Below are 25,732 nucleotides of genomic sequence, written 5' to 3'. Positions count from 1 at the left end.
GATTTTAATGATTGGAGTAGCCTTATGGATATTCAAGAACAGCTCAATCAGGCTTTAAAAGAGATTGATAGACTAAAAAAAGAAAATATACAATTAAAAAAGGATCTCTATAAAACACAAGGTAGTAATAATCGAACATCTAATCTAACGAAAACAGCGACTGATTTTACTCCTAAAGAAAAAGCTGCAATTTCACTATTTAATAATCTTTTTCGAGGAAGAACTGATGTTTTTGCTCAAAGGTGGGAATCGAGTACTACAGGTAAATCTGGTTATTCACCTGTATGTGAAAACGAGTGGGATAAAGAGCTTTGTCGAAAACCTAAAATCAAATGTCAGGATTGCTCTCATCGATTATTTCCCACCTTAACTCCCCAAGTCATTTACGAACATTTAAGTGGCATAAAAACTGTAGGAATATATCCGTTACTTGAAGATAATACGTGTAATTTTCTGGCTGTGGACTTTGATAAAAAACAATGGCAAGATGACGTACGTGCATTTATTGAAACCTGTAAAAACTTAGGGTTACCATATCACATCGAACGTTCCCGATCAGGTGAAGGGGCTCATATTTGGTTCTTTTTTGAAAAGGCAATAAGAGCTTCGTTAGCTAGAAAATTTGGGGTTATTCTCTTATCGAAAACAAGTGAAAAACGCTTTGAAGTTGGAATGGATTCCTTTGATAGAATGTTCCCTAACCAAGATCTATTACCCAAAGGTGGTTTTGGCAATTTAATAGCTCTCCCATTACAAAAACAAGCAAAAACGAAAGGCAATAGTGTGTTTGTAAATGAGTCATTTCAGGAATTTGCGAATCAATGGCAATATCTATCGTTGATAAAAAAGATCTCTGAAAAAAACATTTTACAAATAGTAACAAACTTCGCCGAGGAAGAAGGCCCTATGAAGGTAAAAGAGAAAGTTGGGAATATTAACTTGCCAAAAGAAGTTACTATTGAATTAAATCAGGGTATTCAAATTCCTAAGATTTTATTACCTAGTAAGATACTAATTGAATTACAAAAACTTGCGACATTTGGAAATCCAGAGTTTTTCAAAGCGCAAGCAAAACGTATTTCTACTCATCGGATTCCTAGAATGATTGATTGTACACAGATTGATGAAAATATGCTCATATTACCAAGAGGTCTACTAGAAAAAGTGAAGGAAATTTTTTTGAAATATAAAATATCTCTTAAAATACTAAATAATCAATTCGGAGGGGAGTCCATTACTGCTAAATTCCATGGTCAACTTACTATCCAACAAGAAGATGCAGTTACTTCAATGTCTAATTATGACAATGGAGTATTAGCAGCAGCTACTGGCTTTGGAAAAACAGTGACAGCTGCAGCATTAATTAGTAGAAATGAAACCAATACACTTATAATTGTGCATCGAACACAATTAGTTGAACAATGGAAAGAGAGATTATCTACTTTTTTAAACATTCCAGTAAAAGAAATTGGACAAATTGGTGGTGGGAAAAACAAACCAACCTATAATATAGATATATCTACGATTCAATCGCTTAATCATAATGGATTAATTAAACCTGAGTTACATCATTACGGGCAAATTATTGTGGATGAATGTCATCACATTTCTGCCGTCAGCTTTGAAAAAGTATTAAGAGCTGTCCGAGCAAAAAAGGTGTATGGTTTAACAGCAACCCCAGTCAGGAAAGATGGGTTGCACCCAATAATATTTATGCAATGTGGACCTATAAGATATAAAACGAATAATAAACAGCAAGCCAATATTCGGACGTTTAAACAAACCCTTGTTAAAAGAGAAACATTATTTAAAACAAATGAAACTGATATACAAGCAATATATTCATTGTTATCTACTAATGAACAACGAAACGATATGATTTTTAATGATGTTCTAAAAGTCCTAGATGAAAAACGATCTCCTATAGTGTTAACGGAACGTTTAGATCATGTAAATGAGCTATATGAGATTTTCAAGGGATTTGCTAAAAATATTATTATCCTATCAGGAGCTATGAAGAAGAAAGAACGGCAACAAGCGCTAGAAAAGTTAATGAAATTACCTGATAGTGAGGAGAGATTGTTAATTGCAACAGGAAAATATGTTGGAGAAGGGTTTGATGATTCGAGATTAGATACACTCTTTCTAACAATGCCAATCTCTTGGAAAGGAACTTTGCAACAGTATGTAGGGCGGCTTCACCGTAAACATAGTGATAAAAATGAAGTGAAAGTGTTTGATTATGTAGATTCGAACGTTGATGTTTTGCAGAAAATGTTTGAAAAGCGATTAAAGGGATATAAAAACATTGGTTATCGTCTATATGGTGAAAACGAAGAGAAAAGCCAACAAATTCAATTATTCTAGTATTTTGAAATAAATAAAGCGATATAAACAATTTAACATAAGATTCTACTGTTTATCCTTGGTAACACTTTATAAAGTAAGTGAACATCTGCACTAAAAGCAGTTTTTCAAAGATTTCAGATTGTGATGAAACTGAGAAATTAAATTGGGGTAAATTAGAAAATATATACTTTTACCAAATGTTTTATTAAAATTGATTTAGAAGGTATATTCAGAGCAACGATGGTATTCTCAATTTAAGTATATGTTTGAGTGAGAGAGGTGAAGCGAATGTTCGAACAAATTAATCAAAAAAAAGCTCTACTAGATGCGAACCGACCATTACCCAAATATACAGTCAAAAGTCTACGTGAAAAGTTATTACTCGAATGGACATATAATACAAATGCGATTGAAGGAAACACGTTAACTATCAACGAAACAAAGGTCGTTCTAGAAGGAATTACTGTCGGTGGTAAAACATTGCGTGAACACTTGGAAGTTCTTAATCATCGTGACGCCATTACCTATGTAGAGGAGATTGTACATAAGGGCGAAGCTTTGTCGGAGTGGCAAATTAAGAACATACATCGACTTGTACTAAAAGGAATTGATGATGGATATGCAGGTGTATATCGGGACCAGCAAGTTTTTATTTCTGGTGCTAAACATATACCTCCAGCTCCTTTCCTCATAAAAGAAGAGATGGAGCAGTTGATGGCATGGTATGAACAATTAGAAACGAAAAAATTGCATCCCATTGCTCGTGGAGCTATGTTACATGCTATTTTTGTTGGAATTCATCCATTTATTGATGGAAATGGACGGACATCACGTTTGTTATTAAATTTAGAACTCATGAAAGATGGTTTTCCACCAATTGTCATTAAAGTGGAAAATCGCCTAGCTTATTACGAAGCATTAGATAGAGCGCATACACAGAAAGAATATGATGACTTTATTAAGTTAGTCACAATTGAAGTAGAAGATTCATTAAACCTATATTTAAGTACAATAAATAAAAACACTTAATAAAATATACAGTAGAGTTGTCAGCTTAAGATAAACACCCCTACATCATTTTATCTGCGATGCTAACATTTTGCTAACGCAAGCTAGTGAAAAACGATAAATGACTGTTAACAATGTTACAAACAGAATTTAACAAAATTTTGATATACCGCACTTTTCGCACACAGCGTGTAAGATATTACACACTCTCACCTTAGGGGCGGCATGATGTAATCTGCCCTCGAACCCTTGATATATAAGGATCTATGTTAGCAAATAATCACATAGAAGATTTTAAAGAGGCTTCTCATAAGTTGATCGAACTTTTGAGAGGTCTCTTTTTTCAATTCTTTTGTATCGTATAGATATACCTTTCTTGTTGTATCATCATTTGAATGACTAAGGCTATCCATTTAATGTTGGACTTTCTTCTACCCTCATAATGAAAATATCGGTTATACAACTCTGATACAAATAACAAATCCTGTTTCATTATTCCTTATATGTAAAATTTGAAATTTTATTGACAGTTAAATTTCAAAGCTTTACTATATGATAATGGTTTTCAATTTCATTTAGGGGGAAAAGCTTCATGTTAAGTCGAATTATTAAAAAACAATTTTTATTTATGTCTGCAATGATTTTTATTTTATCGATCACTTTACTAGGTTGTTCAGGTTCAAGTGAATCAGTAGAAAATTCAGCTTCTACTAGTGAAAGTAGTAATATGATTACTTTTGCTTGGCCTAGGGATATAGGTGATTTAAATCCACATCTCTACAATCCATCTCAATTATTTGCTCAATCTATGGTATTTGAACCTTTAGTTAGCTATCAAGATGGAGGCGAGCTAAAACCACATTTGGCAAAATCTTGGAAAGTTTCAGATGATGGAAAAGAATATGTATTCAACTTACGTCAAGATGTGAAGTTTTCTGATGGCGCAAGTTTCAATGCTGAGATTGTGAAAAAGAATTTTGATGCTGTATTAAACAATGTAGATTTACATAGTTGGTTAGGCTTTATTCCAAAGGTCACTCAAACAGAGGTAATAGATGAGTATACGTTTAAATTAACATTAAACGAACCGTATTATCCTACTATTCAGGAGTTAGCTGTTGTTCGTCCAGTTCGTTTCTTAGGAGAAACTGGTTTTCCTCAAGATGGTGACACTTCTAAAGGAATAGAAAAACCAGTAGGCACAGGCCCATGGGTATTGGATGAATATAAGGTAGATGAATATGCCATATTTAAACGTAATGATAATTATTGGGGTGACCTCCCAAGTGTAGAGCAAATTAAAGTCAAAGTTGTTCCTGATGCTGAAACACGCGTACTTGCTTTTGAAAAAGGAGATTTAGACCTTGTATATGGTGAAGGTGTTATCAGTTTAGATTCTTTTATACAATTAGAATCCACAGGTTCCTATGAGACTAGTATTTCTGAGCCAGTAGCTACTAGACAACTAGTTATGAATACAAATATTGAACAGCTTTCCGATATCCGGGTGCGTCAAGCATTACATTATGGATTTAATAAAGAAGCGATGGTTCAGGGTGTGACATCTGGGGTAGAAGAGAAGGCTGACTACATCTTACCAACAAATTTTCCTTACACCTCAAATGTTGATGTAACCACGGTTAATTATGATGTTGATAAAGCTAAACAATTATTAGATGAAGCAGATTGGAAGTTACCAGAAGGAAAAGATATTCGTGAAAAAGACGGGAAACCACTTGAAATCGAATTAATGTATAACTCAGCTGAGTCCATTCAAAAAACAATGGCTGAAATATTACAATCTGAGTGGGCGGCATTAGGTGTGAAATTAAATATTGTCGGTGTTGAGCTTACTACTCAAGTAGAAAGATTCAAAGCTAATGAGTTTGATATGAACTTCTTTAGTAACTATGGCGCTCCATATGATCCACATGCTTTCGTAAACGTCGTAGCTACAGAAGGATTTGGATTTAGCGAAGCTATTTCAGCTTATCCTAACAAAGAGGAGATATTAGAACAAATTGCAGCTGTCCAACAAACAACTGATGAAAATGAGCGTCAAGAACTATACACATCCATTTTAGGTTCACTACAAGAGCAAGGTGCAATTGTACCGATTTCTTATATTAAGAAAATAGCAATCTATCAAAAGGATGTTTCTAATTTCTCATTCCCTGCTAACCGAGATGAACACCCATTTACAGGGATTAGTATCGAGAAGTAAGCGACAGGAGATTTTCTTATGGGCACTTATATAGTGAAACGAATTTTGGCCATTATTCCAATTTTTCTTTTGGCAAATTTAGTTACATTTGGAATGATCCGCTTATCACCAGTGGACCCAGCTGAAGCATACTTAGCTGCTGCGCATATCCAATCAACAGATGAGATTTTGGCCCAAAAAAGACAAGAGTTTGGCTTAGATCAGCCTCTTTTTGTACAATATGTGAACTCCGTTATTCAGATATCCCAATTTAATTTTGGGGTATCTTATGTAACGAATAAACCTGTGTGGGAAGAGGTTTATACTCGAATACCAGCAACAATTCAGTTAACTGTAGGGAGCATCATATTAGCAATCCTAGTCAGTGTCCCAATTGGATTTTTAGCAGGACTAAAGAAAAACAGTGGAATCGACCATTTTAGTCGATTTCTCTCTTTTTTGGGGGCATCTATACCTTCATTTTGGCTTGGGTATTTATTGATTTTTTTCTTTTCTGTAAAATTTGATCTTTTCCCAGTAGAAGGTATAGGGACATGGAAACATCTAGTTTTACCTTCTGTAACATTGGCTTTACCTTTAATCGCTTTATATACCCGACTATTACGTGCCAGTGTTCTTGAAAATTTAGAAGAGCCATATGTGCTTTTTGCAAGAACGAGAGGGATTCATGAAAGGATCATAATAGGAAAACATGTATTTAGAATTGCCATATCTCCTATGGTTACTGGATTAGGAATGAATTTAGGTAACCTGATGACTGGAGCGATCATTGTCGAGGTCGTCTTTTCATGGCCAGGGTTTGGGCGGTACTTTATTGAGGCTATTTTTAACCGTGATGTACCAGTCATTCAATGCTATGTAATGTTGGCAGCAGGTTTATTCCTGATCAGCAACTTAATTGTTGATCTTATCCAAATGTATATTGACCCACGTATTTCTAGAAAAGGAAGGCAGTTCCAATGATAGCGAGTGTTCGTGTTCTATTAAAAAGTCAAAAAGTGATAGTCCTTTGTTCTCTAATATTGTGCGTGCTATTTTTTATTATGATCTTTGCTCCTTGGCTTGCACCTAATGACCCCACTGCGGTTAATTTAGTTCATAAACTTCAGCCGCCTTCTTTGTCTTACCCATTGGGAACAGATCATTTAGGTAGATGTACATTATCACGCGTCCTATATGGTGCACGTGTTTCGCTAGGGTTTGCTACATTAATTTTTGTTTCAGCTTTAAGTATCGGTTTGATCATTGGCATTATTGCTGGTTTTAAAGGTGGATGGGTGGATCAGCTGTTAATGAGATTCGCTGATGGGGTGATGGCATTCCCAAGTCTTCTGCTTGTTCTTGGATTAGTTGGTATTTGGGGAGCTGGGCTTAAACAGGTCGTAATAGCATTAATTTTCGTACAATGGGTCTATTACGCAAGGATAATCCGAGGAGTAGTTCTAAGCCTGAAAGAACAGAACTATATAACTGCAGCTAAAATTAGTGGTTCATCACAATGGAAGATCATAAAAAAACATATTATTCCAAATGTCCTTCCACCATTAGCAGTAATGGGAACGCTAGAAATGGGTTGGGCTATTATGAATTTATCATCTATGTCCTTTTTAGGCTTAGGAGTGCAACCCCCTACACCGGAGTGGGGAGCTATGCTTCACGAAGGAAAGTCATATATCAGGACAAACCCATCGTTAATGATTTATCCGGGTTTAATGATTATGCTAGTTGTCGTTACTTTTAATTTATTAGGCGAAGCACTATCAGACCGTTTTGGAATTAAACGTCGATAATAAAAAAGGACGGATAAAAAAATGGAAACAAAAGAGAGAAATATTTTACAAGTTAGCGACTTACATGTGCAAGTAAAAACAAAAGATGGTCTTTCTACACTTGTTCAAGACATTAATTTTGGAATTGAAAAAGGGAAAGTACTAGGTCTTGTTGGGGAAAGTGGCAGTGGTAAAACAGTTACAAGTATGTCTATTTTGCAGCTGCATAATCAGAAAAACATGAATATTCAAGGAAGCATTACACTAAAAGGACGGGAATTAAATGGCTTAAAAAATAAAGAAATGCGAGGAATTCGTGGGAAGGACATCGCTTTTATTATGCAAAATCCGATGAATGCCTTTACTCCTGTTTTTACGATTGGTCATCAATTTATTGAAACTATTAGATCCCATACTTCATTAAATAAGAAGCAAGCAAAGGAGCTTGCCATTGATGTGATGCAATATGTAAACTTGCCCGATCCTGCAAAATTATTAAAAAACTATCCTTTTCAATTGAGTGGAGGAATGCTTCAGCGTGTAATGATTGCCATGGCCACATGCTTACATCCTTCTGTTATTATTGCAGATGAACCAACAACTGCACTTGATCTTCACAACCAATTATTAGTCCTTCGTCTTTTAGATAGAATTCGCTCTGAATATGGAACTTCTATTTTACTCATTTCCCATGATCTTGGGGTAATTGCAGAAATGGCTGATGATGTAATCGTTATGAAACATGGTAGAATTGTAGAAAAAGCAAATGTATTTCAATTATTTGATCATCCACAACATGAGTATACAAAGAAGCTGTTAACCACAAGGCCTACCTTACAAGTTGAACAACAACCTATCACCTATATGTTGTGATCAATAGAATTTCATTTTGTAAAGAGGTGAAACCAATGAGCTTATTACAGGTAAAAGAAGTCAATCACAGCTACGATTCTAAGAAACTTTTTAAATGGAAGGATCAATTAAATAAAGCACTTACTAATATTTCTTTTTCGATTGAAGAAGGAACCTGTTTAGGATTACTGGGGACAAGTGGGGCTGGTAAAAGCACCTTAGGAAAAGTGATTCTTGGCATACAACGTCCACAACAAGGCCAGGTCTTGTTTCAAGGATATGATATTTATAATACAGATAAACATAACCAACGAAAAATACGTCGCGATTTGCAAGTTGTTTTTCAGGACTCATATTCAGCTGTGAATCCCCGTATGACAGCTGAGCGTATCATAAGCGAACCATTAGAGAATTATGAAAAACTATCCGTAAGTGAAAAAAGAAGAACGGTTATTTCGCTGTTAGAACGCGTAGGATTATGTGAAAAGGATTTAAAAAAATACCCACATCAATTTAGCGGTGGGCAGTTGCAAAGGATTAATATTGCTAGAGCTATTTCTCTTAAACCAAAGTTAATCGTCCTGGACGAATCGGTTAGTAGTTTAGATATGGTTACACAAAGCTTAATTTTAGATTTATTAAGAGAATTAAAAGATGACTTCGGCTTATCTTATCTGTTTATTACCCATGATATTAAAGCTGCCTTTTCCATTTCTGATACATTAGGTGTACTAGAAAAAGGAGAATTAATCGAGCTTTATGATTCGAAAGAGCAATTTTTTTCCTCAAAAAACCCTGTTGTTTTACGGATGAGAGAATCCATTCTTGCAGAGCATCCACGGTCGCGTTCACTTTCGAAAGGGTGAACATAGTAAAACAATAAATTAAAGTAAATATTGTGTTGATTTTAGAGGCTTCTCAAAGGTTGATAAAACTTTTGGGAAGTCTCTTTTTTCATCTCTTTGGTTACATTCAAATAAATACTTTAGGTAAGTTAAGGGGAGCGGTAATCAGAAGCGCCTTTGTGATTGCTACGCAAAGCTGAAGCTAGGAGTATCTCTCTTCTCTATCATTAGCTCAATCATTTGTCTCTAGCCGCTCTTGAGTCATTGATCATTTTATTTGTGTGATTTTTTACATGATTTTTCATTCATTGACCAATATTCTTTAAAACGTATATATTACATTTGCAATTGATATGTTACATCTCCTATGGAAAATTCCATAGGTAACGTACTGTACGAGTTTCATGAAATACCCCAAAAAATACCGGCCACTCGCTCAATAGCGCGAATGGTCGGTATTCATGTTAACCATTTATAAATCTTGCACCTGCTATACCGGGGTTGGTCATTTCTTTCGGGTCGAGAACCTCATTCAGTTCAGCCTCAGTTAAAATTCCACGTTCCAGGCATATCTCTCTTACGGGGCGATTCGTTTGAATGGCTTCCTTTGCCACTCTTGATGCTACCTCATAACCAACATGAGGATTTATGGCTGTTACAATTCCTACACTTTTTTCAACCATTTCACGACAATGATCGATATTAGCTGTTATTCCACGAACTGCATATTCCGTAAAGACACGAATGCCATTTTCTAAAATGGAAAGTGACTGCAATAAGTTAAAAACTAACACTGGTTCCATCACATTCAATTCTAGCTGTCCTGCTTCAGATGCTAAACTAATCGTATGGTCATTTCCAATTACTTGAAAAGAAATTTGATTAATGACCTCACACATGACAGGATTAACTTTTCCTGGCATGATCGATGATCCTGGTTGACGGGAAGGGAGATTGATCTCATTGATGCCTGTACGCGGCCCTGAACTCATCAAGCGTAAATCATTTGCAATTTTTGAAAGATTAATAGCTATTATTTTTAATGCACTAGATACCTCTGTATAAACATCTGTATTTTGAGTCGCATCTATTAAATCCTTAGCCGTTTTAAAAGGATAACCCGTAATGTCAGCCAAATAAGCGGCGACCTTTTCAATATATTCAGGTTTTGCATTTAATCCTGTTCCTACAGCAGTTGCCCCCATGTTAATCTCATATAAATGGCAGATTGAGCGTTGAACTCTGGAAAGGTCACGTAACAGAACACGACGATACGCTCCAAATTCTTGACCGAGGCGAACCGGTACGGCATCCTGCAGATGAGTTCTTCCCATTTTTAATACGTCATCAAACTCTTTTTCTTTTTCTCCCATAGCATCGATAAGTTCTTCTATTTGTTTTGTTAATCCATCAGATAATCGAAGCACAGAAAGGTGAATAGCTGTAGGAAAAGCATCATTGGTCGATTGTGCCATATTGACGTGAGTATTTGGGCTTACTCGCATGTACTCACCTTTTTGTCCCCCGAGAAACTCGATTGCTCGATTAGCAATGACCTCATTTGCGTTCATATTAAAAGAAGTACCTGCGCCCCCTTGAATGGCATCGACAATAAAGTGATTATTTAATTTTCCAGCAATGACCTCTTCAGCGGCTTCAATGATCACAGCAGCTATATCGGCTTGAAGAACACCTACTTCTCGATTAGCCATTGCTGCTGCTTTTTTTACATAACCAAATGCTCGAATAAGTTCTGGATGAGGGGGGTATCCGGTAATCGGAAAGTTTTCCCTTGCACGCATCGTTTGAATTCCATAATACGCATCCTTTGGTATGTTCCTTTTCCCAAGTAGGTCCCGTTCCGTTCGATACATTGCTTGTCTATCGTAATCTACTAACGCCATTTTATTTATCGCCATTTTCAATTCCTACTTTCTTTCTGATTATCCCGCTAGGTGTTTTGATGGTACACTTTGAGTGGCTTCCCGCTCTTCCTGTAAGTCAACTTCTAGTGCTGATACAATGGTCGCAGCTGAAGCATCTCCTGTCACGTTTACGGAAGTTCTAATCATATCAAGAATACGGTCGATTCCAGCAATCAGCGCAATCCCTTCTAACGGAAGTCCGACCGATGTCATTACCATCGTAAGCATTACTAAACCCGCACTCGGGACACCCGCTGTTCCAATCGAAGCTAATGTTGCTGTTAAAACAATCGTAAGTAATTGGGCAAAACTAAGCTCAATCCCATAAAGCTGGGCTACAAATAAGACGCACACCCCTTGATACAAGGCAGTCCCATCCATATTAATAGTGGCTCCAAGTGGAAGTACAAAACTGCTTACTTTCTTAGAAACCCCTAAGTTTTCTTCTGAGCACTTGATCGTAACAGGCAAAGTACCTGAACTGCTTTGAGTACTAAAGGCTACTAAAATCGCTGGTGAGATTCCTTTGAAAAAATGAATTGGGCTCATTTTGGCAAATAGTTTAACAGCAGAAGAGTACGTAATGATCACATGTAACAGCGCTGCAATGGCCACAGCTGCTATGATTTTTAATAGTGGCAAAAGTACCGCCGGTCCATATTGCCCTACTATAGGTGCTACTAGTCCAAACACACCAATTGGTGCTACTTTCATGACGATATTCGTAATTGAATACATCATTTCGGCAAAGCCTTCAAAGAAAGTGTAGACTCCTTTTGCTTTCTCGCCAACTAATGTAATACTTAAACCTAGAAAGATCGCAAAGAAGATAATTTGAAGCATATTTGCTTCGATTAAAGACATCAATGGGTTTGTTGGGATGATATTCAAGAGTGTATCCACAAGCCCTGGCGCTTCTTGAGGTTCAATTGTTTGCTCTGATACGGGGGTGTCGAGTCCAGCACCAGGCATCATCAGTTTCCCTACGACTAAACCAATCGTAATCGCAATTGCAGTTGTTCCCAAATAGTATGAAACAGTTCTCATACTCATTCTTCCAAGTTTCTTTATATCACCTGTGCTTGCTACTCCTACAATGAGGGATGTAAATACTAATGGGACAATGATAAAATTAATGAGACGTAAAAATAATGTACCTAGAGGCTGTACTGCCTCCATGGCTGGTCCAAAAATAACCCCAAACATAATTGCTAACACGAAAGAAATAAATATCATCGATAATAATTTTTTCCCTTTCATTCTTCCACTCCTTACGTTTTTTCATCACTGTATAATAGAAACTACAAAATCCTACACAAACCTATAAAAAAGAAGAAATCTTGTTCAGTTATCTGACAATCTTTTTTCATTATGTAGATTTCTTTCCTGTTTTCCATTACAATATGACATTATGATAAAAAAGAAAGATTCTAAAGATACTCTAATTCTATTTTTGGTTATGTTACTAGCGGTTCCCATTGCAGGAGAGCTGAAATTTCATCCTTTTCACGATGATTTTCGGGTAAGCTTTGGTACACCGGCTTTTTTTCTGTTTTTATTGTGGCTTCGAAAGATCAACCCCATCCTATCCGGTTTCGTTACAGGTGTGTGTGTCGTCGTTTTCCGTATTGCTTTGGATTGGGTCGTTTTCAATCAGGCAAACTGGGAAAGCTCATTTACTCTGCACTTCCCAGTCTTTTTCTACTATTTTGCTTTTGCAAGTGCCTTTTATATTAGTAAAATACGTCACTTTTATAAACAACCGATCTGGATCGGTTGTTTAGGAGTACTCATTGAAATACTAGCTAGTATTAGTGAGATTTTTGTGCGATCTATTTTCTCTGATCATCTCTTTTCGATTGAAATGCTGCATCAAATTATCATTATTGCCATCATCCGTAGTTTTTTTGTCCTTGGAATTTACACTTTGTTTCTATTGAGAGAATCGACAATGGCAGCCGAACAGCAACGAAAACGCAATGAAAAGATGACCTTGCTCATCTCTAAGTTGTATGCAGAATCGATTCAATTAAAAAAAACGATGCAGCATGCCGAAGAAGTGACTAGAGACTGCTATAACCTTTATCGACAATTACAAGATATTTCTGAGATACACTCACAATTAGCTCTTAAAATCGCTGGTCAAGTACACGAAATAAAGAAAGATAATACCCGTATCTTTGCCGGTTTGTCCCAACTCATTTCTTATGAAAACATTCATGAGAAAATGAGTGTAAGAGAGCTTGGGCATCTACTAAAAACATCAAATGAAAAATATGCGAATATGCTCGGAAAAGAAATAAACATTGATATTGATTTCATAGGAAAACATCCACTTTACCATACCTACACAACGTTATCGATCCTAGGCAATCTTGTATCAAATAGCATAGAAGCCATTCAGACGAAAGGAGAAATTACGATCCTATTTGCAGCCAAAGGGCCGGACACCGAATTAAAAGTTTCCGATAACGGAACAGGAATTGCTAATGAGCACCAAGAGCTCATTTATCAGCCCGGTTTTACAACCAAATATGATCGTTTCGGTAATCCTTCAACAGGCATTGGGCTTTCCTACAGTAAAGACCTCGTAACATCGTTAGGTGGGACCATGATTTTAAATTCAACAAAAAGTGGAAGTACGTTTACGATTCAATTACCAAAGAGTAGCTTATCAAGGGAGAATCAGTAAATTGGTTGGAACATGGGGGGAAAACATAATGAATTATTTTATTACTGATGATGACCCAAGTGTACGGGCAATGTTGAAAGACATAATAGTAGATGAAGACTTAGGCGAGATTGTCAGTGAAGCTAGTGATGGAGCAGGTATAAACGACGCTCTGTTAATTAACCATAAAGTGGACATCCTCTTAATTGACATGTTGATGCCTAATCAGGACGGGATTACAACTATACAAGCCTTACGCTCATATAAGGGAAAGATTGTTATGATCTCCCAAGTGGAATCAAAAGAATTAATCGGAGAGGCGTATTCAATTGGCGTTGAATATTACGTTACTAAACCAATCAATCGACTAGAAGTCATCAATATCCTGAAAAAAGTAAATGAACGAATCCAATTAGAAAATTCTATAAACGGAATAAAGGACTCCCTAAATCTATTAAATCCACTGCCAGTAAAGCGTCAAAAAAACACCTTTAGGGAGCGTAATATTCAATCTGCTGGATCTTTTGTATTGTCAGAACTAGGAATTTTTGAGGAAAAAGGAAGTAAAGACTTACTTAATATATTAAAGTGTTTATCGTTACATGAAGAAAGTTCCGATTCATATGACTATGTTCTGCCATCCTTAAAAACGATGTTTCATAACGTTTCAGAACTAAAATTAGGCTCGAGTGACCACAAAGATATCAAAAAGGAAGTAAAGGCTTGTGAGCAAAGAATCCGCCGTTGTATCTATCATGCATTAACACATATCGCCGCATTAGGGATAGACGATTACTCAAATCCTACATTTGAAAAGTATGCTTCCAAACTGTTTGAATATAGCCAAGTGATGAAAACCATGCAAAGATTAAAAAATGAAGACGTGATTAGTCCGGCTCACACAAGAATTAACACAAAGAAGTTTATTCATGCTTTGTATACAGAAACCAAAAAACAAATGGGCTCGTGATGAATGGTCTTAAAATCCGTTTAAGGTGCTGCCCCTCACCGCTCTGACGTATCATCGTAGCGGGGGCAGGCATCCCAACCTAACAGCCAGAAAGTGAGCATAAGTATTTACTTTAATAAGGGTTAAGAGTTCTAATTGTTAATAACATTGCATTTAAACCGGAGGTAAAAAGGTGTAAATCTTATATTTCGAAATAATGGAAAGGTTATTTTGTTTTTTTGCAAAAAAAATAAGAAGCTTATCTCTTCAAAGGAATAAAAAATGGTGTTATTACTTTGAAAGAGATAGATACATAGCTACTTTTTATGATATCGATGCTTTTGGTAGTTTGTTGATATACTTAAGTGAACGCCCTGTACCAATTGCCACAGATTCTAGTGGGTTAGATGCAATGTGAACAGGTACCGATATTTCACTAGAAAGCCACTCTTGAATCCCGTTAAGAAGAGCCCCGCCACCCGTTAATGTAATACCTTGATCAACAATATCTCCACTTAGTTCCGGAGGACAATTTTCAAGTGTTAGACGAATACCTAGTAATAACTGAAGTAAAGATTCGCGTATTGCTTTTTGAATCTCAGACGAGTGAAGTGTGATTGTTTTCGGTAAACCATTAACAAGGTCTCTTCCGCGTACTTCCATTGTAATTTCTTCATGTTCAATAGGAGCGTAACCAAGTTCTATTTTTATTTGTTCCGCTGTTCTCTGACCGATTAATAGATTATAAGACTTTCTAACGTGTTGTATGATTAGATCATCAAACTTATCTCCGCCAATTCTTATGGTATTACTCGTAACGACACCACCAAAAGAGATGATAGCTACTTCTGTTGTCCCGCCGCCTATATCCACAATCACACTTGCAATAGGTTCATCAACAGGAAGACCTACTCCAATAGCTGCAGCTACAGGTTCCTCTATTAAATGAACATTTTTAACCCCGCAGCTACTTACAGCGTCTACAATAGCACGACGTTCAACGGACGTTGAACCAGAATGTGTGCCAACCACTACGCTTGGCTTGCGAAGTGATAGACCTAATTTTTTACTAACTTTTTTCATTATTGCCTTTAACATACTTGATGTTGTGTTAAAATCGGCAATAACGCCATCCCGAAGAGGTCGAACTGCTATAACATTAGCAGGAGTTTTACCAATCATATTCTTCGCTTCTACCCCTACAGCTAAAACTTCATTTGTATCAGTGTTAATTGCAACCACAGAGGGTTCATTCAAGATAATTCCTTTATCTTTACTGTAGATCAGTAAGTTTGCAGTGCCTAAATCTATACCAATTTCGACGCTTGTCCACATTTCTTTTCACCAACTTCGTTGTATCTTTGTCTATCAATTATTTATTCTAACAATTTATAATCTATGTCGATAGAGACCTTTAGCTTACATTATATGTAATAATACGTGACTAACCCGAAACTATAGTTCTATTTTTATTGGATAGTTGGGAGATTAGTTGGATGAATCCTGTACTTTGGTCCGATGTATTTTCTCCTTTATGAACGTGCTTCTCTCCTTTTACACTAATTAAGAGTATACGGAGAACATGAGATATTTTTTGCGGAAAAGGATATATACCCAAACCCAATAGGCTAAATACGCATATTCTTTATTGTATAGAATAATAGAGGAGGAATTACTTTGACCGATGATTATCATTTCTTGCCATCTCCCCAGGTATTCGATGTGAATGACCAGCGAAGGGTCCGCCCTGGTTTTTGGGGAATTGGAAGACCTGGTTTTGGAGGTTTGGGACTTGGATTTCTAGGTGGTCTTGCTACCGGTGCGTTATTGGCTCCGGGACCTGGCTTCGGATATGCATATGCATATCCATATCCACCGTATCCGTATTACTATCCGTACCCATACTACGGCTATCCTTATTACTGGTATTAATAAAAATAAAACTGAGCACCAATTAACTAGGTGCTCAGTTTTATTTTTACCATTTTCGGGCACCTTCTTGTGTATAACGGTATTGGCTGCACAATTAAAACCCACGGCAGATCGCTAAATTAATAAAAATTATCATAAATTAAAACTCATTTACTTTTCACATATATAAGTAGGCTATGCCACCTTGTAACAAAAGGGAAAAATAAGCGTCTTAATTACTGGTGTAAACAGATAGTAAAATAATGCTAATGTAAAAATAAAGAAAAAGTGTATATGAAGTGTTATCATTAAATTGAAAAGGTAAGTAGTATTTGACTAGAGGAGGTATTTACTTTGTATCAGAACCGGTCTCTATCGGAAAAACATCCGTTAATTGATAAAGTAATAGATAATGTAGAAAAAGTTGTTGTAGGAAAACAAAAAGAAGTAACGTTAAGTTTGGTTGCTATGCTTAGTGGTGGTCATGTTTTATTAGAAGATGTACCTGGTGTAGGAAAAACGATGATGGTACGAGCTATCGCTAAATCAATTGGAGCAAATTATAAACGAATTCAGTTCACTCCAGACTTATTACCATCTGATGTCACCGGTATCTCAATTTACAATCAAAAGATGATGGATTTTAAATTCCGTCCAGGGCCGATTATGGCGAACGTGGTTTTAGCAGATGAAATTAACAGAACCTCACCTAAAACTCAAGCTGCTCTCTTAGAAGCCCTTGAGGAAGCAAGTGTAACTATAGATGGAGAAACACGGCTCTTGGAAAAGCCTTTTTTTGTTATGGCTACACAAAACCCTATAGAATACGGGGGGACTTATCCACTTCCGGAAGCCCAGCTAGATCGATTTTTATTTAAGTTTAAAATTGGCTATCCGACTCCTGAGGAAGAGATGGAAGTATTAACTCGGGTTGAAAAGCAGCACCCAATTGAAAAAATAGAAGCAGTTTTATCATTAGAAGATTTGTTACAAATGCAAAAGGAAGTTACTAACGTTTATGTCGATAACTCGATGAAATCTTATATTATTTCAATTGTAAATGAAACAAGAAATCACCAATCTGTCTATATTGGTGTTAGTCCTAGAGGATCTATCGCACTAATGAAAGCTGCTCAATCCTATGCCTATATTCAAGGTAGGGAATACGTCATTCCAGATGATATTAAATATTTAGCTGAATTCGCGTTAAGTCATCGTGTCATTTTAAACTTAGATTCAAAGTATGCTAATCTGTCTCCTCAAACAGTAGTTACAGAGATTCTTCAATATGTAAAAATTCCTGTTAAAAAAGAAGCGATACGCTAATGGGAAAACTACAAACGTTACTAAGAGTTTTCATCATTCTTGGATTGGGAACGGTAACCTTTTTTTATGCGATGTTCCAAGGGGGATTTGTTAGTTGGTTTCTTTTTTATTCTACTACGGTGATCAGTGTAGTGTTGCTATTGGTTTGCTTAATGCCTATCGGTGATATAGAAGTTGAAAGAAAGTTCAGTGCAGATAGGTTAGTTGTCGGAGAAGATCTAAAGATAACGATCACTCTTTATCGGAAATTTCCTTTTCCGATTTTTTACTTTGTGGCTGAAGATGTCATGTTAAATAAAAATGAACAAAAAACCTCTAAATTCATTATTTACCCATTTTTTCGAAGGGATTTTGATTTTTCATATTCATTAAATGGTTTAAAACGCGGAGAATATCAGTTTGTGAAGGTAAAACTTCATACTAGTGATTTTTTTGGGATGTTTAAGAAGATGAAGGTTATTTACGTAAAGGATGATGTTGTAGTCTATCCTAATTTTCAAGAAATAGAAAGCTTAAACATATACAATGAAAATGAAACAGGGGTTAACATTACTTCTCAGAGATTAATAGAAGATATTACATCAGTAGCGGGTGCTAGAGAGTATATTCCTGGAGATCGATTAACAAGTATTGACTGGAAAGGCACAGCTAGGATTAATAAACTAATGACAAAGGAATTTGAGCAATATCTTGGGCAGCGATTTCTTATTACTCTTGATTGTTCAATTATAGACAAAGGGAAAGCGCAAATTTTTGAAAAGGCGGTAGAGTTAGCGACATCACTTACTGTTCACAGTTATAAAAAAAATCATCAAATAGGGTTACTTACAATAGGAGATAAAGCTAACGGTTACCCGATTAATCTAGCAAAATCTCATCAAGGGAGTTTGTTAGAACATTTAGCTAAACTCAATTATCAATTAGGTAACACATTTGATCGAGTTTTTGAAAATGAAATTAGAAAAATAGCAACAGATTCAATTGTTCTATTGATAACAACTAGAATAACAGCGGCTATGGTTGAGAACGTTCACCGTTTAAAGAAAAAAAGAGTTCAAATCGTTTTCTGTTTTGTCTCAGAGACTAAGCGAATAACAGAAGATGAAAATAACAAGTTACATCAAATTATGGGATTAGACGTGCTCGGTTATGTAGTTAGTGGAGATAACTTTCGAGTTGAATTAAAAGGAGGGGAAGCTGTTGCTCAAAAATCGTAACATGTTCTCGCTTTCTTTGATTTTAATCTACGGGTTATCATTTCTAGTACTTTGGGAGTGGCTTCGCCCACTGCCAGTCATTACAGATACTGGAAACTTATATGTGTTTGTTTGGTTTACTTTTTTTTGTTTTATTTTTATGTATTTCCGTGTGGTTAGTTATATATCCGTACCGATTATTTTTATTGCTATGATGTATGGATTACATTATATTTTTTTCGGTGGTTCATTTATAAGTGAAGGATTTTCAACATTAACTTGGTTTGGTGAAGATCTAGCGAGAAACATAGAATTTTTAATAGCTAGTAAAATGAACGATTTATCTTACGAGTTTCGAAGTTTTTTATTATTTTTAGTTCTGGCCATTATCAGTTATTTAATCCATTTTTGGATTTATCACGTTAAGAAAATCTTTTTCTTTCTTTTCATTACGATTATGTATGTAACAATTCTTGATACTTTTACGGTTTATGATGCAAGTACTTCAATTGTGAGGCTGGTTGTATCAAGTTTTTTGCTAATGACACTCCTCTTTAAAATGAAGCTCGAAGAAACCGAACGAATAAAGGCGGATAAACTTAGTAATGGAGCTTGGATTAGTATCACGACATGTATGATTGCATTTGTAGCAGTAGTTGCATTTTTTTTGCCGAAGTATGAACCTCATTGGCCAGACCCACTTCCTATGGTTCAAGGCGCTATGTCTGGGGAAAATCTGAGTGTTGGACATAGAACAATTGGATATAGTGACAATGATGAGAGGTTAGGTGGCGGTTTCGCTTATGACGATACGGTTGTGTTTACAGCTGTAGCAAACCAAGGTCATTATTGGCGAGGGGAATCAAAGGAGATTTACACGGGAAAAGGTTGGGAATCAGTAGAGCAGCAGCTAAATCGAACGTTCCGCTTTAGTGAGCATTATAATGAAAAAGTTTCCGTACAGTTTTATGAGCAAGGTACACCAATAAATGTACAAGAAACAACCATTACAATGTTTGATGATCGTCATTTCTCTCACTTTTTTTATCCGGGTGAACTTTTAGAAGTTCATGTTGATGGTTTAAAGTTTAACGCTGAGTTTCTAGAAGAACCGTTTCAATTCTCAATTGATTATGTGAGTGGCAAAGTTAGTACAATGAGCTCAACCAATCATAATCCATTACTTTTACAAGAGTACTTAATAACATACAAATATCCATCATTTGTTATTGAACATTTAAAGGAAAAAACAAATTTAGATCCTGATCACATAAAAGAAGTATATCTTCAACTTCCGGAATTACCTGAGAGAATTGGTATCTTAGCAAGTGAAATTACAAGAAATTACGATAATCGTTATGATAAAGTAAAAGCGGTTGAGGAGTACTTCTCAAAATACGATTATAAGTATGAGACGCAAGATGTAGCTATACCTTCTGAAGGCCAAGACTATGTCGATCAGTTTTTGTTTGAAACACGCCGAGGCTATTGTGATAATTTTTCTACCTCGATGGTTGTTATGCTACGTACTCTTGATATACCAGCACGTTGGGTTAAAGGCTTTACACAAGGTAGAGTAATAGGTTTAGCTGAAAATGGAAAGAAGAAGTATGAAATAACGAATGCCAACGCTCATTCATGGGTCGAAGTCTATTTCCCAAATGTGGGTTGGGTACCATTTGAGCCAACAAGAGGCTTTAACGCTGGTTTTGAGTTTGTTGAAGGAAATCCATTAGATGGAGAACTTGATCAAAGTGGCGTTGAAGAAAGTTACGAACAAGAACAGGTACCACAACGGGAGAATGACCCTGAAAACCCATTTTTACCATTAGAAGAAGAGGGTGAGCCAGTTTCGACTATTGAAGAGAATATAACTAACGACCTCGAAGAAAGCTCATCAAAATCTTTTTCTAATCCATTCAATTGGTTTCCTTTACTAATGTTATTGGTAGGATTTTTATTTTATAAAACCTATAGAAGGTTAATAACTTTCTTTTTTCTATATTGGTTTAAATTGAAATCAAGGGATGAAAATATTTATTTGAGTGCCTATGAACGTCTTTTATGGTTATTGCAATTGAATGGTTACTATCGGTATACGGATGAAACGTTACGAGAATATGCAAGTAGGATAGACAAGTCATTATCTTGTACTGAAATGACGAGGTTAACGCTTAAATATGAAAAAATAATTTATGGGAATTCCAGAGATCCTTCTTTATGGAAAGAAATGCACTCGTCTTGGGAGACGATATTAAGGAAGATGGGTTCTTGACCGATTTTATTACGGCTGTTACAATAATTTCGTACTAAATGTCGAACGTTGTAGATATACCTTCATATATCCTTAGGAATAGGCCTAAGAGTTTCTACCAAGTCACCGTAAATGACTTGACTATGAAGGCGGGAACTTTTCTATTGATGTTAATAAAAACTAAATTTGCTTTACTTAAAAGCCTAAAGATGTTTTTCTAACAACTAGGATTCTGCCTTTGTAGGAACTTATATATGGATAAAATAAAGTTTTAGTAACTACCTTAGTAATAAGGTAGTTACTCCTGTGTCATACTTTATAATAAAAGATCCTTATTTAAGTTACCTGTTTTGTGAAGAGAGGTCATGCTGAATTTTAACAGTATAATACTCTCGCTTCTAAAGGTAGATCCTAGTTTTTTGTATATTTAGGAAATTAAAATACTTTTAGCTATGTAGATCGGTTAAAAAATAAATTCCTAAGTATAAGAAAAACGGATAATTCCGCTTTACGCTACAAGTCAAGCGGCAAGTTTAGTGTTCAAATAGAAAAGTATTGATGTAAATCAACGTAATGTTGAAAAAAAGAATAAAGGGTGGAGTAAGAGGATGGAAAATATTAATGAAAAAATCATTGTTTTAGATTTTGGTGGTCAATACAACCAATTGATAGCAAGAAGAATTCGTGACCTTGGTGTATTTAGTGAACTACACCCACATACACTTACGGCAGCTGAGCTAAAGGAAATGAATCCAAAAGGAATTATTTTCTCTGGTGGACCTAACAGTGCTTATGCGGAGGGATCACCGCGATGTGATGAAGAAATTTTTGAATTAGGTATCCCGATTCTAGGGATTTGTTATGGGATGCAATTAATGTCGCATCATTTCGGTGGAAAAGTAGAAGCTGCTAATCATCGTGAATACGGAAAAGCAATGATAACTGTTGAAAATCCAAATAGATTATATCATGATTTACCAACGGAACAGTCTGTTTGGATGAGCCATGGGGATCTAGTTGTAACTCCACCAGAAGGTTTCGTTGTTGATGCGACAAACCCTTCATGTCCTATTGCAGCTATGAGTGATATTTCTCGAGGTTTATACGGCGTGCAGTTTCATCCGGAAGTACGACACTCTGAATATGGAATTCAGTTATTAGAAAACTTTGTATATAAAGTATGTGAATGTCAAGGTAATTGGTCAATGGAAAACTTCATTGAAATTGAAATGGAGAAAATTAAGAAGTTGGTTGGAGACCGTCAAGTACTTTGTGCTTTAAGTGGTGGAGTTGATTCGTCTGTTGTGGCTGTTTTAATCCACAAAGCGATCGGTGACCAACTTACGTGTATGTTTATTGATCATGGTTTGCTGAGAAAAGGTGAAGCTGAAAGTGTCATGAAAACATTCTCTGAAGGGTTTAACATGAATGTTATTAAGATCGATGCTAAAGATCGCTTCTTAGGCAAATTAAGTGGTGTTTCTGATCCGGAACAAAAAAGAAAAATTATTGGAAATGAATTTATCTATGTGTTCCAAGAAGAAGCTGATAAATTAGAGGGGATGGACTTCTTAGCTCAAGGAACTCTATATACTGATATTGTTGAAAGTGGTACAGCGACTGCTCAAACAATTAAGTCGCATCATAATGTTGGTGGATTACCAGAAGATATGAAATTTAAATTAATTGAGCCGTTAAATACTTTATTTAAAGATGAAGTACGAAAAGTAGGTACTGAATTGGGTATTCCTGATGAAGTTGTATGGCGCCAGCCTTTCCCGGGTCCAGGACTAGGAATAAGAGTATTAGGTGAAATTACAGAAGAAAAATTAGAAATTGTACGTGAAAGTGATGCGATTCTTCGTGATGAGATCAAAAAAGCGGGACTCGATCGAGAAATTTGGCAATACTTCACTGCACTTCCTGATATGCGTAGTGTAGGTGTTATGGGGGATGCAAGGACATATGACTATACAGTTGGAATTCGTGCAGTTACGTCGATTGATGGTATGACATCTGATTGGGCGAGAATCCCTTATGAAGTATTAGAAAAAATTTCTGTAAGAATTGTAAATGAAGTAAAAAATGTAAATCGTGTTGTTTACGATATTACATCTAAGCCGCCTGCAACAATTGAGTGGGAATAATTTTAAGTGTTAAAGACGTTAGGTTTGTTATCTTTTTAGGTGACAAGCCTACGCTTTTGTTAAGACATATAATAGTTAAGTTTATATGGTTTTTGACATTTAAAGATTTATTAACAAAAAATCGATAAAGCTGTTTAGTTAACAAACACGAATGATGCCTCGTATCACCTTTTAGAAAGTTCGTTTTTTCTTGTTGACTTTGTCGGATTTTGTTGATAAACTTGCTTAGTATTATTAAAAACGTAATTTTTTTCGTATATACTTAGGAATATGGCCTGAGCGTTTCTACCGAGCTACCGTAAATAGCTTGACTACGAAGAGTGTACATAATTTTGTAGGTGCTTGTTAGTATCTTATATCATTATGTAGATTTTCTTGTTGTCAAGCTCTAGGTAGATATTACATCTCCCTAGAGCTTTCTTTTTATTCGTTTCTGAATAAAAAGAATGTTATGGCTAACGCTAAAAATGTTAGCAGCTTCAAAGTTGTACATCAGTGTATAACAAAAACTAAAATTACATTTTTGAGGAGGAACTTTTTGTAATGGATCGTTATTTTGGTTTTAAGGAGCACGGTACTTCGTATCGTCAAGAAATGATTGCAGGTTTAACAACGTTCTTATCAATGGCTTATATTTTATTTGTTAACCCTTCTATTTTAAGTGCTACTGGTATGGATGCGGGTGCGGTATTTACCGCTACGGCTTTAGCGGCAGCTATTGGTACCTTGATTATGGGTATTGTTGCTAACTATCCTATTGCTTTAGCGCCTGGTATGGGTCTCAATGCATTTTTTACTTTTGGTGTTGTCCTAGGAATGGGTATTCCGTGGGAAACTGCATTGTTCGGCGTATTTATGTCAGGTATTATTTTTATCATTATTACTGTTACGAAAATCCGCGAAAAAATTATTAATGCTATTCCTGCTGAATTGAAGTATGCAGCAGCTGCGGGTATTGGGTTATTTATTGCCTTCATCGGTTTAAAAAATGCTGGTATTATTGTAGGGTACGAAGCGACACTTGTTACTTTAGGTCACCTTACTGCTGGTGGGCCTCTTCTTGCAATATTTGGATTGGTGGTAACGTCTATCTTTATGGTTCGTGGTTTTAAAGGTGGGATATTTTATGGCATGATTATTACTGCGATTGTAGGGGTAATTACAGGTGTGGCTCCGATGCCATCTGGTATTGTTGGTTCTGTTCCGAGTTTATCACCAACATTTATGGCTGCTTTTTCAATTGATTTCTCTGAAATCTTTACTGTTAGCTTGTTAGTAGTTATTTTAACTTTCTTATTTGTAGATTTCTTTGATACTGCTGGAACTTTATATGCAGTTGCTAATCAAGCTGGGTTCGTTAAAGACAATAAATTACCTCGTGCTGACAGAGCGTTATTGGCTGATTCTTCGGCAACTTCGATCGGTGCTTTGTTAGGTACATCAACGACAACGGCTTATATTGAGTCCTCGTCTGGGGTTGCTGCAGGTGGAAGAACAGGTTTTGCTTCTGTGACAACAGGTGTGTTATTTTTAATAGCTTTATTCTTCTCGCCGCTATTAGTTATTTTTGATACAACTCCAGCAATTACTGCCCCGGCACTAATTATTGTTGGTGTGCTTATGGCTTCTTCGTTAAGTCAAATTGAATGGAATAAGTTCGAAATTGCAGTTCCTGCGTTCTTAACGGCGTTGACTATGCCATTAACATTTAGTATTGCTGATGGTATTGCTATAGGTTTTATCTTTTACCCGATTACTATGGTTGCAAAAGGGAAAGCGAAAGAGGTTCATCCGATCATGTATGTATTGTTTGTGATCTTTATTGCCTACTTCGTATTTTTATAAGATATCTATTTTGGGTTTGTCGCCTTTCTGGTGACAAACCCTTTTTATTATGGATTGAGTAGGTGTTGATTTTTATTTTTCTTACTTTATTGAATTTAATCAAACTGATTTGAACTTAAGGGTCCTAGACCCCTGCCTCTAAGCGTAGGGTAGGTGGGAACTTCCAGGGGCTGGGACAAAACCACCTCTTAGATGAAAAAAGCCGGTGAAATTTTACGACGAGTAAAATTTCACCGGCTTTGATTATTTTTAATAAAAATAAGGACCACTTCTGATAAAATAAAGTTACCATACCAAATTTCAACAGAAAGAAGGGTCCTTATGTTTAAAGGTTACCATACCAAATTTCAACAGAAAGAAGGGTCCTTATGTTTAAAGATTATAACATGAACCAATTAGTTTTGCCTTTAGATTTAGAAGTAAAATTACAAAAAAATGATATTGCCTTCCATGTCCACCAT

The 25,732-nt window shown here is 35.9% G+C and carries 18 protein-coding genes and 2 riboswitches; of the genes, 15 read left to right on the top strand and 3 right to left on the bottom strand.

Annotated features, from left to right (window positions below):
• Positions 1 to 24 precede the first annotated feature (24 nt).
• The 7 genes from BKP45_RS20790 (at position 25) to nikE (ending at position 9,068) form a co-directional block, all read left to right on the top strand.
• On the top strand, positions 25 to 2,367 hold the full coding sequence (locus tag BKP45_RS20790) for a TOTE conflict system archaeo-eukaryotic primase domain-containing protein (protein WP_071391071.1): 2,343 nt from the start codon (positions 25 to 27) through the stop codon (positions 2,365 to 2,367).
• Positions 2,368 to 2,637: 270 nt separating this feature from the next.
• Positions 2,638 to 3,378, top strand: a complete 741-nt coding sequence (locus tag BKP45_RS20785; RefSeq protein WP_071391070.1) for a Fic family protein — start codon at positions 2,638 to 2,640, stop codon at positions 3,376 to 3,378.
• Between the two features lie 571 nt (positions 3,379 to 3,949).
• Positions 3,950 to 5,581 (top strand): nickel ABC transporter substrate-binding protein, encoded by a 1,632-nt coding sequence (gene nikA, locus BKP45_RS20780; protein ID WP_071391069.1) that lies wholly within the window; start codon positions 3,950 to 3,952, stop codon positions 5,579 to 5,581.
• Between the two features lie 18 nt (positions 5,582 to 5,599).
• A complete protein-coding gene (nikB, locus tag BKP45_RS20775) occupies positions 5,600 to 6,544 on the top strand; it encodes a nickel ABC transporter permease subunit NikB (protein ID WP_071391068.1) in 945 nt (314 codons plus the stop codon).
• Complete coding sequence (gene nikC, locus BKP45_RS20770) at positions 6,541 to 7,371, top strand: nickel ABC transporter permease subunit NikC (RefSeq protein WP_071391067.1); 831 nt, start codon at positions 6,541 to 6,543, stop codon at positions 7,369 to 7,371. Before nikB ends, nikC begins: the two co-directional genes overlap by 4 nt.
• Positions 7,372 to 7,392: 21 nt before the next feature.
• A complete protein-coding gene (gene nikD, locus BKP45_RS20765; RefSeq protein WP_071391066.1) occupies positions 7,393 to 8,223 on the top strand; it encodes a nickel import ATP-binding protein NikD in 831 nt (276 codons plus the stop codon).
• A gap of 35 nt (positions 8,224 to 8,258) precedes the next feature.
• Positions 8,259 to 9,068: a nickel import ATP-binding protein NikE gene (nikE, locus tag BKP45_RS20760; protein WP_071391065.1), complete on the top strand. Its 810-nt coding sequence runs from the start codon at positions 8,259 to 8,261 to the stop codon at positions 9,066 to 9,068.
• A 443-nt stretch (positions 9,069 to 9,511) separates the two neighbouring features.
• Here the strand turns inward: nikE and aspA are convergent, their stop codons facing one another.
• Together aspA and BKP45_RS20750 are read right to left on the bottom strand one after the other, a co-directional pair.
• Positions 9,512 to 10,966, bottom strand: coding sequence for an aspartate ammonia-lyase (gene aspA, locus BKP45_RS20755; protein ID WP_245747590.1), 1,455 nt, complete (start codon positions 10,964 to 10,966; stop codon positions 9,512 to 9,514).
• 24 nt (positions 10,967 to 10,990) lie between these two features.
• The gene (locus BKP45_RS20750) at positions 10,991 to 12,232 is read right to left on the bottom strand and encodes a dicarboxylate/amino acid:cation symporter (protein ID WP_071391064.1); all 1,242 of its coding nucleotides are present in this window, start codon (positions 12,230 to 12,232) and stop codon (positions 10,991 to 10,993) included.
• A gap of 151 nt (positions 12,233 to 12,383) precedes the next feature.
• Between BKP45_RS20750 and BKP45_RS20745 the strand changes: the two genes are divergently transcribed.
• On the top strand, positions 12,384 to 13,664 hold the full coding sequence (locus BKP45_RS20745; RefSeq protein ID WP_071391063.1) for a sensor histidine kinase: 1,281 nt from the start codon (positions 12,384 to 12,386) through the stop codon (positions 13,662 to 13,664).
• A gap of 28 nt (positions 13,665 to 13,692) precedes the next feature.
• Positions 13,693 to 14,613 carry a response regulator gene (locus BKP45_RS20740; RefSeq protein WP_071391092.1) on the top strand — a complete coding sequence of 307 codons (921 nt, stop codon included), beginning with the start codon at positions 13,693 to 13,695 and terminating at the stop codon, positions 14,611 to 14,613.
• 303 nt (positions 14,614 to 14,916) lie between these two features.
• On the opposite strand, the gene mreBH is transcribed toward BKP45_RS20740, so the two are convergent.
• Complete coding sequence (gene mreBH / locus BKP45_RS20735; RefSeq protein WP_071391062.1) at positions 14,917 to 15,927, bottom strand: rod-share determining protein MreBH; 1,011 nt, start codon at positions 15,925 to 15,927, stop codon at positions 14,917 to 14,919.
• A 450-nt stretch (positions 15,928 to 16,377) separates the two neighbouring features.
• Here mreBH and BKP45_RS20730 point away from each other — a divergent pair, with 450 nt between their 5' ends.
• From BKP45_RS20730 to BKP45_RS20705, 6 genes are all read left to right on the top strand, one after another.
• Positions 16,378 to 16,524, top strand: a complete 147-nt coding sequence (locus tag BKP45_RS20730) for a hypothetical protein (protein WP_407639609.1) — start codon at positions 16,378 to 16,380, stop codon at positions 16,522 to 16,524.
• Between the two features lie 333 nt (positions 16,525 to 16,857).
• Entirely contained in the window at positions 16,858 to 17,829 is a 972-nt protein-coding gene (locus tag BKP45_RS20725; RefSeq protein ID WP_071391060.1) for an AAA family ATPase, read from the top strand.
• Positions 17,829 to 19,046 carry a DUF58 domain-containing protein gene (locus BKP45_RS20720; RefSeq protein ID WP_071391059.1) on the top strand — a complete coding sequence of 406 codons (1,218 nt, stop codon included), beginning with the start codon at positions 17,829 to 17,831 and terminating at the stop codon, positions 19,044 to 19,046. The genes BKP45_RS20725 and BKP45_RS20720 overlap by 1 nt, the downstream gene beginning before the upstream one ends.
• Positions 19,030 to 21,300, top strand: a complete 2,271-nt coding sequence (locus tag BKP45_RS20715) for a transglutaminase TgpA family protein (RefSeq protein ID WP_084788103.1) — start codon at positions 19,030 to 19,032, stop codon at positions 21,298 to 21,300. The genes BKP45_RS20720 and BKP45_RS20715 overlap by 17 nt, the downstream gene beginning before the upstream one ends.
• Positions 21,301 to 21,342: 42 nt before the next feature.
• Positions 21,343 to 21,443, top strand: a riboswitch (purine riboswitch).
• Positions 21,444 to 21,887: 444 nt separating this feature from the next.
• Positions 21,888 to 23,426, top strand: a complete 1,539-nt coding sequence (gene guaA / locus BKP45_RS20710) for a glutamine-hydrolyzing GMP synthase (protein ID WP_071391058.1) — start codon at positions 21,888 to 21,890, stop codon at positions 23,424 to 23,426.
• 232 nt (positions 23,427 to 23,658) lie between these two features.
• Positions 23,659 to 23,760, top strand: a riboswitch (purine riboswitch).
• A gap of 209 nt (positions 23,761 to 23,969) precedes the next feature.
• Complete coding sequence (locus BKP45_RS20705) at positions 23,970 to 25,271, top strand: NCS2 family permease (protein ID WP_071391057.1); 1,302 nt, start codon at positions 23,970 to 23,972, stop codon at positions 25,269 to 25,271.
• Positions 25,272 to 25,732 lie beyond the last annotated feature (461 nt).

The sequence above is a fragment of the Anaerobacillus alkalidiazotrophicus genome (genome assembly GCF_001866055.1).
This window is presented reverse-complemented; position numbering and strand designations above follow the sequence as displayed.

What these genes read in the sequence shown, in the direction of transcription:
- BKP45_RS20790 (WP_071391071.1), top strand. Translation starts at nt 25, where the DNA reads ATGGATATTCAAGAACAGCTCAATCAGGCTTTAAAAGAGATTGATAGA.
- BKP45_RS20785 (WP_071391070.1), top strand. Translation starts at nt 2,638, where the DNA reads ATGTTCGAACAAATTAATCAAAAAAAAGCTCTACTAGATGCGAACCGA.
- nikA (WP_071391069.1), top strand. Translation starts at nt 3,950, where the DNA reads ATGTTAAGTCGAATTATTAAAAAACAATTTTTATTTATGTCTGCAATG.
- nikB (WP_071391068.1), top strand. Translation starts at nt 5,600, where the DNA reads ATGGGCACTTATATAGTGAAACGAATTTTGGCCATTATTCCAATTTTT.
- nikC (WP_071391067.1), top strand. Translation starts at nt 6,541, where the DNA reads ATGATAGCGAGTGTTCGTGTTCTATTAAAAAGTCAAAAAGTGATAGTC.
- nikD (WP_071391066.1), top strand. Translation starts at nt 7,393, where the DNA reads ATGGAAACAAAAGAGAGAAATATTTTACAAGTTAGCGACTTACATGTG.
- nikE (WP_071391065.1), top strand. Translation starts at nt 8,259, where the DNA reads ATGAGCTTATTACAGGTAAAAGAAGTCAATCACAGCTACGATTCTAAG.
- aspA (WP_245747590.1), bottom strand. Translation starts at nt 10,966, where the DNA reads ATGGCGATAAATAAAATGGCGTTAGTAGATTACGATAGACAAGCAATG.
- BKP45_RS20750 (WP_071391064.1), bottom strand. Translation starts at nt 12,232, where the DNA reads ATGAAAGGGAAAAAATTATTATCGATGATATTTATTTCTTTCGTGTTA.
- BKP45_RS20745 (WP_071391063.1), top strand. Translation starts at nt 12,384, where the DNA reads ATGATAAAAAAGAAAGATTCTAAAGATACTCTAATTCTATTTTTGGTT.
- BKP45_RS20740 (WP_071391092.1), top strand. Translation starts at nt 13,693, where the DNA reads ATGAATTATTTTATTACTGATGATGACCCAAGTGTACGGGCAATGTTG.
- mreBH (WP_071391062.1), bottom strand. Translation starts at nt 15,927, where the DNA reads ATGTGGACAAGCGTCGAAATTGGTATAGATTTAGGCACTGCAAACTTA.
- BKP45_RS20720 (WP_071391059.1), top strand. Translation starts at nt 17,829, where the DNA reads ATGGGAAAACTACAAACGTTACTAAGAGTTTTCATCATTCTTGGATTG.
- guaA (WP_071391058.1), top strand. Translation starts at nt 21,888, where the DNA reads ATGGAAAATATTAATGAAAAAATCATTGTTTTAGATTTTGGTGGTCAA.
- BKP45_RS20705 (WP_071391057.1), top strand. Translation starts at nt 23,970, where the DNA reads ATGGATCGTTATTTTGGTTTTAAGGAGCACGGTACTTCGTATCGTCAA.